Here is a 14,271-nt window from a genome sequence, read left to right as displayed (position 1 = left end):
ACAGCACCGTCAGCCACGAAGTAAGTCAGACCCAAACCCGGTCAACCACCCACACCCATTCTCACTGCCACGAAGGGCTTCGCAACGTGTCTCACCAGGCCCTTCGTGGCTCGTCGCTAACGCTCCTCGCACCTCAGGGGGCAATGGTTATGTCGTTCTTCGGATTCGGAAGGCGATGGTTGGCCGCGCCCTCCGCAAGCTCCGGCCGCTCCTCAGGGAGCGATAGGACTCGCTTCTTTCGGATCAGGGAGCCGAGGCCTCACAGCACCGCGAAGTCGTCCATCAGCCAGCGACCGTCCTGCTCCACGAGGGTGACCTTGACCCGCGACTGGTACGGGAATCCCTCGGGGAACTCCTGGGCGGTCTGCGGCGATTTCAGGGTCTGGTCCAGGGTGACCAGCACAACGGCCTTGCCGTCGTCGACGGACATGAGGCCCGCATTGTCGGCCGTCGCCGTGGACACCGATTCGGCCTCGGCGGATCCGCGGCGGGCGTCCTGCGAGGACTCGATGTAGGTCTGGGTGAACGCGGGCGTGGAGATCTCCCGGATGCGTCGGTCGAGGTCAGCGTAGTCGGCAGAGTTGTAGGTCGAGATCTCGGCCGCGTATCGCCGGGCGGTCTCGAGGAGGGACGTCGTCGTACCGGCCGACGCGCTCGACTCGGCGCGTTCATCGGCATCCACGTACGCCACGGCGAGCACCGCCGTCGACGCCGCGAGGACGACGACCGCCACGATCAGCGCGATCACCGCCCACGGTCGGCTGCCGACCGTCGAAGTCCAACCGGTCCACCGGCGGGAACCACTCCTACGCGCCGTGGCGGGATCGAGCTTGCGGGGGGTGCGGTCCGAGCCAGGGCGTGGGTCCGCGACCTCGGTCGTGGCGTCGTCGGACCCGTCGGCGTCGTCCGTATCGGCCGGCTCGTCGGCACCCGTGGGCTCGTCAGCCGGGCGTCGGCGCTCGGCCTTGCGGGCTGCTTTCGCCGCCTTCGCCTCGGCCTCGGCGCGGTACTTGTCGCGGTTGCTGCGATTGGCCTGCAGGAACTCGTTGCCGTCGAGCGGGGTGACCTGCTCGCCCGTCGGCGATGTCGCCTGGTGAGACTCCGCGTCGACGGACTGTTCGGGCTGGTCGGACGTGGAACGCGACTTCGGCATGCGTTCAATGTAGCGAGACGTTCCCGACGGGTTCGTCTCGCTGCCGGATCACGGCCCGTCGGTCACAGCGCACCGAGGTCCAGGGACACCCACTGTTTCGGTTCGAGGAACAGCTTGGTCTGGGGACCGTGATCCTTCTCGGCCATCTCCACGTAGGGGTCGACGGCCTGGGGCGGGAGGTAGCGCGCCGCCATCTCCTGCAGGTCGCCGCGGGTGCCCGGAACCATGTCGACCGCATCCCCCGACACGGCCACGTACATCAGCCGCGGCGACACCTCGTCGACCATGAGCGTGAACCGCCCGGCGGTTCGGATGAGCTGCAACTTGCGCGATTCAGTTCCGGTGAGCAGCCAGGGGCGACCGCCCGGCTCGTACTGGTACCACACCGGGACCGTGAGCGGCGCCCGGCCGGGCTCGGCTTCGACCGACAGCGCCGCGACATGGGGTTCGGACAGGAACGCTTCTCGTTCGGATTTCGTGAGTGCCATGATCCGACGGTAGTTCGGACCACCGACATTCCCCTCCGGGTTCGACGACCCGGAGGAGAGCGGTGTGACTACTTCCAGGGTTCGAGAACCTCGGCGGCGCGTTCGGCGAGCACCATCTGGAAGATCGGGCCGAAACTGACCCGGGCGACACCGAGTTCGGCCAGTGCCGCTTTGGTGTTCTTGGTCGGATGGCCGATCGCGTTGACCGGCAACGGCAGTTCGCTGGTGAGCCGCTTCTGCGCGGCGTCGTCGTGGAAACCGACCGGGTACAGCACGTCTGCGCCGGCATCGGCAGCCAGCTTCATTCGCTCGATCGCCCGGTCGAGGCGGTCGGATTCGTCGCCGACCTGCTTGACGAACAGGTCGGTGCGCGCGTTGATCACCACGTGGACATCGGTGGCGTCGGACGCCGCCCGCAGCGCACCCACGAAATCGGCGTGCTCCTGTGGCTCGCGAAGGCGTCCGCCCTCGCTGTGCACGGTGTCCTCGATGTTCAGACCGACGGCACCCGCGGCGATCAGGCCGTCGATGAGCGTCTTCGGGTCCTCCCCGTAGCCGGACTCGATGTCGACGGAGATCGGGACGTCGACCGCCGTGGTGATCTGCCGGATGCGGGTAGTCAGTTCCTCGAACGTGATTCCTTCGTTGTCGGGCTTGCCGATCGAGTCCGACACCGGGTGACTGCCGACGGTGAGCGCGGTGAACCCGGCGGAGATCGCGAGGTTCGCCGACCAGGCGTCCCACACCGTGGGCAGGATGACCGGGTTTCCCGGTTGGTGGAGTTCGAGCAGAGTCGTGGCCTTGCCGGCGAGTTCCGTCATGGTCCCTACAACTACGCGAGTTCCCGGTCTCATTCCACCGCCATTGCGCTACTTGCGCCAGAACAAATGGTGCGTCACGCCACTGGTGCTCGGGACGGATTCGTGGTGATACCGGCCCTCGAGCTCCTCGGGTGACTCCCAGAGTTTGAGTCCGGCGCCGATCGTGACGGGTGCGACGGCGATGTGGAGGGTGTCGATGAGGTCGGCGTCGAGGAACTCCCGGACGGTGCTCACGCCGCCGCCGATACGTACGTCCTTGCCGTCCGCCGCGGCCTTCGCCTGCTCGGCGGCCTCGGCCGGGGTCGCGTCCAAGAAGTGAAACGTGGTGTCACTCAGCGTGAACGACGGCCGCACATGGTGCGTCAGTACGAAGACGGGAGTGTGGAACGGCGGCTCATCACCCCACCAGCCCTGCCACTCATGGTCGGTCCACGGTCCGCGCTGATAACCGAACTTGTTGCGGCCCATGATCTCCGCACCGATGTTATGAGCGAAGTCGCGGGTGAAATAGTCGTCGAGGCCGCGGGTGCCACCCGGGTCGGTCCGGTTGGGCCAGCTCGCGGTGGCGCCCGCCCACGACATCAGTTCCCACGGTTCGACGCGATCACCGAAGGGACGCTCGAACGTCTGGTTCTCCCCCGCCCCGACCCCATCTTGTGAGATCGAGAAGTTCTGGACTCTGAGTAGCTGTGGCATGGTTCGGCTTCCTTGTCGGTCGGCACGAGCAATCTATGCGGACAGACTCGGTGTCGCAGCCGAACTCATCGATGCGACTCGGCGCGGAGCACGCCGGACGCCGATCGTACGACGCCGGGTCAGGCGAGCGCCTGCGCGATGACCTCCGCGACGGGAGTCGACGACCGGCCGATGAGCGACTGGAGGTCGCCGGAGTCGGTGTCCAGCTCACCGCGGCTGATCCCGGCATCTGCGCCGGCCAGCATCGCGGCGACCGGTTCCGGCAGACCCGCGCTGACGAGAGCGGCCTGGTAGTCGGCTTCGGAGAGGTCGCGGTACTGGACGGTCGCACCCGATGCCACACCGATCGCTCGGGCGAATTCGCCGTAGGTCAGCCGCTCGTCACCACCCAACTCGTAGACCTTGCCGGCCTGGTCCGAGTTGGCGGTGAGGACCGCTGCGGCCGCAGCCGCGTAGTCGGCACGAGCGGCGGCAGCGAGTTTTCCCTCACCCGCGGCACCCAGGAGCGTTCCGGTCGCCGCCGCCTGCGGGATGGCGGCCAGGTAGTTCTCCCAATACCAGCCGTTGCGCAGGATCACGGCGGGCACCGACGACTCGTTCAGTCGAGCTTCGGTGGCGACGTGCTCGGGAGCCAGACTCAGACCGCTCGTGTCGGCGTGCAGCAGGCTGGTGTAGGCGATCAGTTCGACGGAGTTGGCCTCCGCCGCCTCGATCACGTTGGTGTGCTGGGCAACACGTTGCCCGACCGCCGAACCCGAGACCAGCAGCAACTTGTCGACGCCGACGAGGGCGTCGACAAGTGATGCCGGATCGTCATAGTCGGCGACACGGACCGAAACGCCGTGCGACACGAGCTTCGAGGCCTTCGACTCGTCGCGGACGATCGCCACCACGTCGGCGGCGGCGATGCCCCGGGCGAGTAGTTCGTCGATCACGAGTCCGCCGAGCTGTCCCGTCGCGCCGGTCACTGCTGTGGTCATCTGATTCCTCATCTCTGTCGGTTGGACGACTCCCAGTATGCACTTACTTTTCGTAAGTGCAATACGAACTGTTAGCAAGGTCTCGTCGATTCGGCTACCGTTGAGCACGTGACCGAGATCAGCGACGAGTCCCTCGAGGCGGACGTCTTCGCCCGGGACTGCTCGTCCCGGACCACACTGCAGACCGTTACCGGACGCTGGGGCAGCCTCGTGCTGATCGCGTTGGGGGAGAGCAACTATCGATTCAGCGCGCTGCGGCGACGCGTCGACGGCGTGAGCGAACGGATGCTCTCGCAGACCCTGCAGAGCCTCGAACGCGACGGCATGATCGTGCGCACCGTCCTCGAAGCCATCCCGCCGAAGGTCGAGTACCACCTCACTCCGCTCGGCAGGCAGGTCGCCGACCAGTTGAGCGGCCTGATCGAACTCGTGCAGGACAACATGCCGACCGTCCGCGACGCCCAGGCCGACTACGACGAGCGACGCGGGGGCGACTGAAACCACTCTCGTCGGGTACACGTGGAGACGTAGGAGTCCGACGACGAGAGGAGCGTCCCGATGACGTCACCGGAAGCCGACCTGCCGGTCGAGGCCAACGAGGCCGATGCACTCGAGCAGGCCCAGACGGCAGCGCCCGATCCCGCTGAAGGTGTCAACCCCAGCGTGCCGTTCGAGGCCGACGACGCCGACGCCGCCGAACAGGCCACCGAGGTCGAGATCGACCCCGAGGACTACCCCCGGGAGTAGCGCAGCGGGCGGCCTGGCCGCCGCATGCGGCTGACCGCCCGTTTTGTCGTCCGACATGACCATGCGCTAAAGTCTGTCCTCGGTCCTGATGACGCGCTCCACGAGCGCCGAGCAGGTCCGAGGCAGTCCCCCATAGCTCAATTGGCAGAGCATTCGACTGTTAATCGAACGGTTACTGGTTCGAGTCCAGTTGGGGGAGCAAGAGGCCCGTCACCCGCGTCGGCAGGTGACGGGTTTTCTCGTCTTCGGCAGTCGTGCCGGTCCGCATTCATATGACCGTCGCCCGTGCGGTAATGTCCAGCAGCGGGCTCTCGGGCCCACGGGGCGGTAGCTCAGTCGGTTAGAGCCGCGGACTCATAATCCGTAGGTCGCGGGTTCGAGCCCCGCCCGCCCCACGCACGAAAAGCGTTGTAGCACAGAGCGAGAGCAAACAATCCCCCGGCCGGGCCCGCAGCGCTCATCGAAGCCGCGTACCGACACTTCGACGGCAAAAACCCGAGGAAGTGGCCGATGCGGTCGAGTCGGCCATCACCGCAGAGCCACTGAGTGTCTCGTTGGCGCGGCGCTCGACCAGCAGCGGCACGAAGTCGCGCACGTCGGTGGAGTTCGTCGCCGGCCGCCGCCACCGGGCTCATCGTTCGACGCGACACCAGTACTCGGTCTCACCGGGAATGGGCGTGAGTCTGACCTCGCCGCCCTCGGGACGGTCGAACAGCCGGACACCCGCCCCCAGGAACACCGGGACGAAGAACACGAGCACCTCGTCGAGCAGCCCGTGATCGATCATCTGTCGCGCGACGTCGGCGCCGATGACGGTGACGTAACCATCGCCGGCCGTCCGGGCGGCGAGGTCGACCGCCTCGTGCAGATCCGAGACGAACGTGAAGCCGTCGACGGGGTCCGCCGGCGGGTTGTGTGTGAGAACGACGGCGGGACCGTCGTATTCGCCGCCGAACGCACCCTCGCGGTCGGTGCCCTTGTTGGGGTCATCGCCGCGGAACGACCGGTTGCCGACCAACACCGCGCCGGTACCACGCATCAACCGGTCGGCCGCGTCGTCGGCTGCCCGGTTCTGTCCCTCGGCGGGGACGTCGAAGAACCGGGTCAGCCACGACATGTCCCCGCCGGGGCCCGCGATGTACCCGTCGAGCGATGCGGTCGCCGAATAGATGGTGGTCGCCATGATCAGTGCCCTTCGTAGCGGTGTCGACAGATAGACCGGCGCCACCACGCGAACTCATCGGCCCGGCGGGGGCTTCGACTCGGCTCAACCCACAGCGCCGGCGCGACCCGCAGGACTCAGCCCGCGTCGACGATGGGGTCGACCGCCTGTTCCAGCAGGCTCCGACGGTAGGCCTCGAGGGCGACGAGATCGCCGAAGACCGCGTTGTACCCGTCCGGGTCGTCGCTGGGTGCCATCCGGCGCAGACGCGACTTGATGTCGGCGATCTGGGAACCGACCCACACCTCTTGCAGCCGGGCGAGCACGCTCGTGATGTAGCGCGCGATGTTGTCCTCGTCGACCGGCATCGACTCGACCGCCAGCTCGGTCACCAGCGGGTCGATGACGGGGTCGTCGACGGCATTGCGCACGGCGTCGACCCAGGCCGCGCCACCCAGCCCGGCCGACGTGCCCCCGAGGCCGGTCATCGCCTGCCGGATGATGGCGTAGGCCGGCTCGTTGAAGCACTCGACGGGCAGCGAGTCGAAGACCGTGCCGGCGATCGCCGGATACTGCAGCGCCGCCTTCAGTGCTTCCCGCTGCGGCCACAGGCGCGGGTCGTTGGGCTGGGGGCGGGCGGACGTCGGCGCGGCCTCCGCCTCCGGCCGATTACGAGCACCGCGACCGCTCCCCCGACTGCCGGAGTTACTGACGCCCTGCGCCTTTCGGATTCTCGCGCCTTCTTCGCGGACTCTGCCGAGAACCTGGGAGACCTCCTCCCAACCGACCCAACCCGCCAGCTGGCGGGCGTACTCGTCACGCAGCGCGATGTCCTTGATCCGGGCGACCACCGGGACGGTGTCGCGCAACGCGTGGACGCGGCCCTCGACGGTGTCGAGGTCGTGGCCGGCGAGGAGGGCCTTGATCGCGAACTCGAACATCGGCACCCGACGCGCGACCAGGTCGCGGACGGCGGCGTCGCCCTTCTCCTGCCGGAGTTCGCAGGGGTCCATGCCGTCGGGCGCGATCGCCACGAACGTCTGCCCCGAGATGGACTGTTCGCCCTCGAAGGCCTTGAGCGCGGCTGCTTTTCCGGCATCGTCCCCGTCGAACGTGTAGATCACCTCGCCGCGGAAGTACGAGTCATCCATCATCAGCCGCCGGATGAGGGCGAGGTGGTCCTCACCGAAGGCTGTGCCACACGAGGCGACCGCGGTGGTGACGCCGGCCAGATGCATCGCCATGACGTCGGTGTAGCCCTCGACGACCACCACCTGATGCCCCTTGGCGATGCTCTTCTTCGCGTGATCGAGACCGAACAGCACCTGAGACTTCTTGTACAGCATGGTTTCCGGCGTGTTCATGTACTTGCCGAGGTTGTCGTCGTCGAACAGTTTGCGGGCGCCGAAGCCGATGATGTCCCCGCCGAGGTTGCGGATCGGCCACAGGAGACGGCGATGGAAGCGGTCGATCGGCCCCTTGCGTCCTTGTTTGGACAGACCGGCGGCCTCGAGTTCGCTGAACTCGAAGCCCTGCGACAACAGCGCCTTGGTCATCGTGTCCCAGCCGGCAGGTGCGTAACCGCAACCGAATTGGACGGCCGCCACCGCGTCGAAGTCGCGTTCCTTGAGGTAGTCGCGCGCCGGCTGCGCCTCGGGTGACTGCAGTGCGGCCGCGTAGAACTTGGCCGCGGCGGCGTTGGCGGCCACCAGTCGGGCGCGGGTGCCGCGGTCCCGCTTGATGGCGGTACCGCCGCCCTCGTAGTTGATCTGGTAGCCGATCCGGTCGGCGAGCTGCTCGACCGCCTCGACGAAGCTGATGTGCTCCTGCTTCTGCAGGAAGCTGTACACGTCGCCGCCCTCGCCGCAGCCGAAGCAGTGGAAGTGGCCGTGGTTGGGACGGACGTGGAACGACGGCGACTTCTCGTCGTGGAAGGGGCACAGGCCCTTGAGGCTGTCGGCACCGGCGCGCCGGAGGGCGACGTAGTCGCCGACGATGTCCTCGATCCTCGTCTGCTCACGGATCGCCGTGATGTCGCGATCGGGAATTCGGCCTGCCACGCGACCAGTGTAGTGACGCCGGTGAGGCCGCCCGGCCGGGTACCTCGTCGACCACGCCCGGCCTACCCCAGATGCGCCTGGGCCCCCGAATTGTGCTTGTCGGTGCGCTCGAGCCGGCCTTCGGTCATGGACGCGATCTGGTCGACGATGACGCGCATGCGGGCGGCATCGTCGGACGCGGCGTTCCACCACGGCACGAAGATCGGGTCCAGGCCCCCTGGCGCCGCCTCGGCGAACCAGTTCGCGACCCGGTGGATGCGTTCCCGCTGGCGACGCTGCGTCGCCTTGTGCCGCTCGTTGGAGAAGATGAAGCGCAGTGCCAGGGTCTTGAGCATCGACACCTCGGCGGCGATGAGTTCCGGCACCTCGAGGTCGGCGTCGTAGCGCGAGACCGGCCGGTCGCCGACCACCTCGCGGGTGCCGGTGATCGCGGCCGACGCGAAGCGGCCGATGAACTCACTCGTCAACCTCTTGAGCGCGACGTAGGAGTCGAGCGTGCCGTCGAAGACACCCACCGACCGCACGATGTCCATGCGGTGCAGGCGGGCGGCGGCGTCGACGAGGGCCTCGGGGTCGAGACCCGGGAATTCCTTGGCGCCGATGTCGGCGAGCGCGCGTTGGTCCTGCGGATCGCCGAGGGTCCGCAGGTCGATCCGGCCACCGATGACGCCGTCCTCGAGGTCGTGCACGGAGTACGCCACGTCGTCGGACCAGTCCATGATCTGCGCCTCGACGCACTGTCGGGTACCGGGCACGTCACGACGAATCCACGCCAGCATGGCGGCATCGTCGTCGTAGGCGCCGAACTTACCTCCGGGTGTGCGTCGGGTCCACGGATACTTCAGGGTCGCGTCCAACGACGCGCGGGTGAGGTTGAGGCCGGCGCTGCGCCCGTCGGCATCGAGCAGCTTGGGTTCGAGCCGCGTCAGGATGCGCAGGTTCTGGGCGTTGCCCTCGAAACCACCGTGGTCCGCCGCCACCTCGTCGAGCGCGCGTTCGCCGTTGTGTCCGTAGGGCGGATGCCCGATGTCGTGGGCGAGTCCGGCGAGTTCGACAAGGTCGGGTTCGGCGCCGAGACCGATGGCGATCCCCCGGCCGATCTGCCCGACCTCGAGCGAATGTGTGAGCCGGGTACGGGGCGTGTCGCCCTCGCGCGGACCGACGACCTGCGTCTTGTCGGCCAGCCTGCGCAGGGCGGCCGAGTGCAGGACCCGCGCACGGTCCCGCGCGAAGTCGCTTCGATGGTCGGTCCGGGTGCCGGGCAGGCTCGCGACCTTGGCGCCCTCGGGCACGAACCGCTCGACGGCCTCGTCGCCGTAGGTTGCCACCGTCGGGAGCACATGCCCGACCGTCTCGGGACCCTGTCGGGTGCTAGTCAAGCACCCAGCCCCGGGCGACGGCGAAGTCGGTGACCCGCTGCCTGATCGCCACGATCTGACGAGCCGTGAGGGCGCCGTCGGCGTCGAGGAGCAGCTCGGTGAGCTCTTCGGTGAACGCGGCGGCATCCAGCGAGCCGCCCCCGCCGCGCGGACGACGACTGCCGCGGTCGTCGTGACGTCCGCGGTCGCCCCGGTCCCCACGATCACGGTCGCGGCCGTGGTGCTCGTCGCGGCGGTGCGCCCGTGCGCCGGCGGTGTCGTCGGCCGGCGCGGCCTCGGTCACCGCGACGTTGACGGCCTTGGAACCGCGGTCGGTCTCCTCGATGTCGAAGGACACCTTGGCACCCGGTTTCAACGAGTTCTCGTCGATGTCGATGTCGTTGATGTGGAGGAACACATCGGCGCCGCCCGATTCCGGCGCCAAGAACCCGAATCCCCGATTCGCGTCGTAATGAACGACTTTCCCGCTGACAGACACGACTCCACTCACTCTCTCGTCGCGCGCACGACGGACCCCATGCCCTACTCCACGCGACAACTCGTCATCGATTGTGACAGACATCCGCAGGTCAGGCGGAATCGTGAACACCCGGCCCGCGCGGCCGGGAGCAGGATCAGGCGCCGAGCAGCTTGCCGCCGAGATACTCGGCGACCTTGTCGAGCGCAACCCGCTCCTGGCTCATGGTGTCCCGTTCGCGCACCGTGACGGCCTGGTCGTCGAGGGTGTCGAAGTCGACCGTCACGCAGAACGGCGTGCCGATCTCGTCCTGCCGGCGGTACCGCTTGCCGATGCCCTGTGCGTCGTCGAACTCGACGTTCCAGTGCTTGCGGAGTTCGGCGGCGAGGTCGCGGGCTTTCGGCGAGAGCTTCTCGTTGCGCGAGAGCGGCAGCACGGCGACCTTGATCGGGGCCAGCCGGCGGTCGAGCCGCAGCACCGTCCGAGTGTCGGTGCCGCCCTTCGCGTTCGGCACCTCCTCCTCGGTGTAGGCGTCACACAGGAAGGCCATCAGCGAGCGGGTCAGGCCGGCCGCCGGCTCGATGACGAACGGGGTGTAGCGCTCACCCGACGCCTGGTCGAAGAACGACAGGTCCTCCCCCGAGTGCTTGCTGTGGGTGGACAGGTCGTAGTCGGTCCGGTTGGCGACACCCTCGAGCTCACCCCACGGGTTGCCGGTGAACCCGAACTTGTACTCCACGTCCACGGTCCGCTTGGAGTAGTGCGACAACTTCTCCTTCGGGTGGTCGTAGAGCCGCAGGTTCTCCGGGTCGATGCCCAGGTTGACGTACCAGTCGAAGCGCTGGTCGATCCAGTACTGGTGCCATTCCTCGTCCTCGCCCGGCTTGACGAAGAACTCCATCTCCATCTGCTCGAACTCACGGGTGCGGAAGATGAAGTTGCCCGGTGTGATCTCGTTGCGGAAGCTCTTGCCGATCTGCGCGATGCCGAACGGCGGCTTCTTGCGCGCGGTGGTCATCACGTTCTTGAAGTTCACGAAGATGCCCTGCGCGGTCTCGGGACGCAGGTAGTGCAGACCCTCTTCGTCGTCGACAGGCCCGAGGAACGTCTTCATCAGACCGCTGAACGCCTTGGGTTCGGTCCAGTTGCCGGGCTGCCCGGTCTCCGGGTCGTTGATGTCGGCCAGACCGTTGGCCGGCGGGTGCCCGTGCTTGGCCTCGTAGGCCTCGATGAGATGGTCGGCGCGGTAGCGCTTGTGGGTGTGCAGCGACTCGACGAGCGGGTCGGTGAACACCTCGACGTGGCCCGAGGCCTCCCACACCTGACGCGGCAGGATGACCGACGAGTCGAGGCCGACGACGTCCTCGCGGCTGATGACCATCGTGCGCCACCACTGCCGCTTGATGTTCTCCTTCAGTTCGACGCCGAGCGGGCCGTAGTCCCACGCCGATTTGGTACCGCCGTAGATCTCACCGCACTGGTACACCAGGCCCCGGCGCTTGGCGAGGTTGACGACGGATTCCACATTGGACTGGGCGGCCACGGTTAACTGCTCTCCACGGGTTGAGGTGTTCGGCTGGGACGGTCGTGCTGACGCTCGGTGCTCGACGTGCATCCACCAGATGCGGGCGGCAACGCGTACAGACTACCGAGCACGTGTGCCGTTTCCCGAAACCACCGGCAACGGTGCACCCGTCGGACCCACATGCACGGACGGAAACTGCCAGAGTGGCAGGGTGATCGTTCGCATACGACGACGCGTCGGCGTCCCCCCATCGGCCCGCGGGCGTCGGCCGGTCCTCGCCTCGGCCGGCCTCGCACTGACACTGGCACTGGCCGTGGGGTGCGCGGCCGAGCAGTCCGCCGAGCCCCAGCGACCCTCGTCGGCGCCGGTGTCGACGCCCTCTCCCGAACCGCCGATCGACGAGGTCACCCCGGCCGCGCTGGCCGAGGCCGTAACCCTTGACAACGTGATGGCGCACGTTCGCGCACTGGCCCAGATCGCCGCCAACAACGGCGGCAACCGCGCGGCCGGCACACCCGGGTACGACGCCTCGCTGGACTACGTCGCCGGGCTCCTCCGCACGGCGGGCTTCGACGTGACGACGCCGCCCGTCGAGTACGAGCGCTTCGACGCCGGTCCGGTCAGCCTCACCGCCGACGGCCTGAAGGTCGCCACCCGCGTCGTCGAGTATTCGGCCGGAACCGGCGACACCCCGGTCACCGGGGCCCCGGTTGCCGTCAACGGCCTCGGATGCGCGAGCACCGACTTTCCGGCCACGACGCGTGGCGCGATCGCCGTCATCACCCGAGGTACCTGCACCTTCGCCGACAAGGCACGGAACGCCGAGTCGGCCGGCGCGGTCGGGGTCGTCATGGTCAACAACGAACCCGGCCCGCTCACCGGCGCCACCCTGGGGCCGGACGACCGCCCGGGGATCCCGGTCCTCGGCATCGCGGGCGACGACGCCGATCGGGTGCGGTCGGCGCGATCGGTCGCGCTTGCGGTCGAGGCGAAGACCACCGGCATCACCACGCGAAACCTGATCGCCGAGACCCGGACGGGCACCGGCGACGACGTCGTCATGGCCGGGGCACACCTCGACAGCGTCGCCGAGGGACCCGGCATGAACGACAACGCCAGCGGCTCCGCGGCCGCGCTCGAGACGGCTCTGCGACTCGGGTCGTCGCCGCGGGTCCCGCACCGCGTGCGATTCGCGTTCTGGGGCGCGGAGGAGGACGGGCTCGTGGGTTCCACCGAGTACGTCCGGGGACTCGACCCGGCCGCGCGTACGGCAGTGGCCCTCTACCTGAACTTCGACATGCTCGCCTCACCCAACGGCGGGTACTTCACCTACGACGGCGACGACTCCGAGCGTCAGGGAGCCGGCCCCGGCCCGGACGGCTCCGGGGGCATCGAGCGGACCTTCGAGAAGTTCTACGCCGATCGCGGCATCCCCCTCGCCCCCGACGACTTCGACGGCCGTTCCGATTACGGCCCGTTCATCGCGGTGGGCATCCCCTCCGGCGGGGTGTTCACCGGCGCGGAAACAAAGAAGGACGAAGCGCAGGCGGAGATGTGGGGCGGCCGGGCCGGAGAACCCTTCGACCCCGACTACCACACCGCACGCGACACCCTCGACAACCTGAACACCGACCTGCTGGCCGTCAACTCGGCTGCGGTCGCGTCCGCGGTCGCGACCTACGCGTTGTCGACCGCAGGTGCGGACGGGGTCCCGCCGCCGGCCGAGCGCCGACGTGCAGACGAGGGCTGACCAGCGGCGACACCGGTGACACGGATTGAAAACCATTTCCGATAGAATGGCCGGATCAGTGGCGCGAGCCAGGCGAGGAGGAGCGTGATGTCGACGCAACCGTTGGACGGGCCCGGACCGATCGAAGCGGCCGATGCCGCGGCGCGGGAAGCCGCCGCCGACCTCCTGCGCGCCCTCGCCTCCCCCACTCGCGTCGCCATCGTGCTGTCCCTGCGGGAGCGGGTGCAGTGCGTCCACGAACTCGTCGGGCACCTGGGCTTGAGTCAGCCACTGGTCAGCCAGCACCTGCGCGTGCTCAAGGACGCCGGTGTGGTGCGAGGCCAGCGCAACGGCCGCGAGATCACCTACGAACTCCTCGACGACCACGTCGCGCACATCGTCGGCGATGCGCTGATCCACGCGAACGAGACCACCGACGGCCGCGCCGTGCCGTCCGATGCGTCCCGGGCGGTGAACGAATGAGTGGCGTCGCATCGGGGCCGCAGCCGGTCACCGGCATCCGGTCGACGCGCCAACGCGCTGCGATCGCCGACGCCCTGGCCGGCACCGAGGACTTCTGCTCCGCGCAGGAACTCCACGAGATCCTCAAGGCCCGGGGCGAATCCATCGGCCTGACGACGGTGTACCGCAATCTGCAGGCACTGAGCCAGGCCGGGCAGATCGATGTCCTGTGGGACGGCTCCGGTGAGACCCGCTACCGCCACTGCTCGTCGGGACACCACCACCACCTCGTCTGCCGGGAGTGCGGCACCACCGTCGAGGTCCAGGCCGAACCGGTCGAACGCTGGGCCGCGAAGATCGCCGCCCAGCACGGCTTCACCGACATCAACCACACCGTCGAGGTCTTCGGGCGCTGTGGGGACTGCCGAACCGCCGAGAACGACTGAGCTTTCAGCGCCCCCTGATCCGAAAAACCGCAAACTACTGCTCCCTGAGGTGCGAGGAGCGAAAGCGACGAGCCACGAAGGGTCCTGGCGAGACACGTTGCGGCCCTTCGTGGCTCGCTTCGCTCGCACCTCAGGGAGCATTGGTCACGCTCAACGCCTCAGGGAG

Annotated in this window: 15 protein-coding genes, 2 tRNA genes and 1 pseudogene; 7 read left to right on the top strand and 11 right to left on the bottom strand. The window is 68.1% G+C overall.

From position 1 onward, the window contains the following. Positions 1-259: 259 nt before the first annotated feature. From KB201_RS20125 to KB201_RS20105, 5 genes are all read right to left on the bottom strand, one after another. Positions 260-1,153 carry a hypothetical protein gene (locus tag KB201_RS20125; protein ID WP_211540208.1) on the bottom strand — a complete coding sequence of 298 codons (894 nt, stop codon included), beginning with the start codon at positions 1,151-1,153 and terminating at the stop codon, positions 260-262. A 62-nt stretch (positions 1,154-1,215) separates the two neighbouring features. Further along, complete coding sequence (locus KB201_RS20120) at positions 1,216-1,641, bottom strand: pyridoxamine 5'-phosphate oxidase family protein (protein ID WP_065631454.1); 426 nt, start codon at positions 1,639-1,641, stop codon at positions 1,216-1,218. Positions 1,642-1,709: 68 nt separating this feature from the next. After that, positions 1,710-2,462 carry an isocitrate lyase/phosphoenolpyruvate mutase family protein gene (locus tag KB201_RS20115; RefSeq protein WP_058252063.1) on the bottom strand — a complete coding sequence of 251 codons (753 nt, stop codon included), beginning with the start codon at positions 2,460-2,462 and terminating at the stop codon, positions 1,710-1,712. A gap of 48 nt (positions 2,463-2,510) precedes the next feature. Then, positions 2,511-3,158 (bottom strand): dihydrofolate reductase family protein, encoded by a 648-nt coding sequence (locus KB201_RS20110; protein ID WP_058252064.1) that lies wholly within the window; start codon positions 3,156-3,158, stop codon positions 2,511-2,513. A 119-nt stretch (positions 3,159-3,277) separates the two neighbouring features. After that, positions 3,278-4,138 carry an SDR family oxidoreductase gene (locus KB201_RS20105; protein WP_211540206.1) on the bottom strand — a complete coding sequence of 287 codons (861 nt, stop codon included), beginning with the start codon at positions 4,136-4,138 and terminating at the stop codon, positions 3,278-3,280. 108 nt (positions 4,139-4,246) lie between these two features. Between KB201_RS20105 and KB201_RS20100 the strand changes: the two genes are divergently transcribed. The 4 genes from KB201_RS20100 (at position 4,247) to KB201_RS20085 (ending at position 5,280) form a co-directional block, all read left to right on the top strand. Continuing rightward, complete coding sequence (locus tag KB201_RS20100; protein WP_065631457.1) at positions 4,247-4,636, top strand: helix-turn-helix domain-containing protein; 390 nt, start codon at positions 4,247-4,249, stop codon at positions 4,634-4,636. A gap of 60 nt (positions 4,637-4,696) precedes the next feature. Beyond that, entirely contained in the window at positions 4,697-4,885 is a 189-nt protein-coding gene (locus tag KB201_RS20095) for a hypothetical protein (RefSeq protein ID WP_058252067.1), read from the top strand. Positions 4,886-5,011: 126 nt separating this feature from the next. Then, positions 5,012-5,084: transfer RNA gene (locus tag KB201_RS20090), tRNA-Asn, on the top strand. 122 nt (positions 5,085-5,206) lie between these two features. Then, positions 5,207-5,280: transfer RNA gene (locus KB201_RS20085), tRNA-Ile, on the top strand. 62 nt (positions 5,281-5,342) lie between these two features. On the opposite strand, the pseudogene KB201_RS25285 reads toward KB201_RS20085, so the two are convergent. The 6 genes and pseudogenes from KB201_RS25285 to KB201_RS20060 all read right to left on the bottom strand — a co-directional run. Further along, a pseudogene (locus tag KB201_RS25285) lies at positions 5,343-5,483 on the bottom strand (three-helix bundle dimerization domain-containing protein); the annotation flags it as partial. 33 nt (positions 5,484-5,516) lie between these two features. Further along, positions 5,517-6,068, bottom strand: a complete 552-nt coding sequence (locus tag KB201_RS20080) for a dihydrofolate reductase family protein (protein WP_211540213.1) — start codon at positions 6,066-6,068, stop codon at positions 5,517-5,519. A 116-nt stretch (positions 6,069-6,184) separates the two neighbouring features. After that, entirely contained in the window at positions 6,185-8,107 is a 1,923-nt protein-coding gene (gene dnaG / locus KB201_RS20075; RefSeq protein ID WP_211540204.1) for a DNA primase, read from the bottom strand. 62 nt (positions 8,108-8,169) lie between these two features. Next, entirely contained in the window at positions 8,170-9,486 is a 1,317-nt protein-coding gene (locus KB201_RS20070) for a deoxyguanosinetriphosphate triphosphohydrolase (protein ID WP_211540203.1), read from the bottom strand. Further along, a complete protein-coding gene (locus KB201_RS20065; RefSeq protein WP_058252071.1) occupies positions 9,479-9,964 on the bottom strand; it encodes a cold-shock protein in 486 nt (161 codons plus the stop codon). The genes KB201_RS20070 and KB201_RS20065 overlap by 8 nt, the downstream gene beginning before the upstream one ends. A 136-nt stretch (positions 9,965-10,100) precedes the next feature. Next, positions 10,101-11,486, bottom strand: a complete 1,386-nt coding sequence (locus KB201_RS20060) for a glycine--tRNA ligase (RefSeq protein ID WP_004023004.1) — start codon at positions 11,484-11,486, stop codon at positions 10,101-10,103. A gap of 193 nt (positions 11,487-11,679) precedes the next feature. Between KB201_RS20060 and KB201_RS20055 the strand changes: the two genes are divergently transcribed. The 3 genes from KB201_RS20055 (at position 11,680) to KB201_RS20045 (ending at position 14,105) form a co-directional block, all read left to right on the top strand. Further along, positions 11,680-13,218, top strand: a complete 1,539-nt coding sequence (locus KB201_RS20055; protein ID WP_211540202.1) for a M28 family peptidase — start codon at positions 11,680-11,682, stop codon at positions 13,216-13,218. A gap of 87 nt (positions 13,219-13,305) precedes the next feature. Further along, positions 13,306-13,680, top strand: a complete 375-nt coding sequence (locus KB201_RS20050; protein WP_065631461.1) for a helix-turn-helix transcriptional regulator — start codon at positions 13,306-13,308, stop codon at positions 13,678-13,680. Then, positions 13,677-14,105 carry a Fur family transcriptional regulator gene (locus tag KB201_RS20045; protein WP_211540201.1) on the top strand — a complete coding sequence of 143 codons (429 nt, stop codon included), beginning with the start codon at positions 13,677-13,679 and terminating at the stop codon, positions 14,103-14,105. Before KB201_RS20050 ends, KB201_RS20045 begins: the two co-directional genes overlap by 4 nt. Positions 14,106-14,271: the final 166 nt, after the last annotated feature.

Source organism: Gordonia sp. SCSIO 19800 (genome assembly GCF_018132775.1).
Lineage (GTDB): Bacteria > Actinomycetota > Actinomycetes > Mycobacteriales > Mycobacteriaceae > Gordonia > Gordonia hongkongensis.
This window is presented reverse-complemented; position numbering and strand designations above follow the sequence as displayed.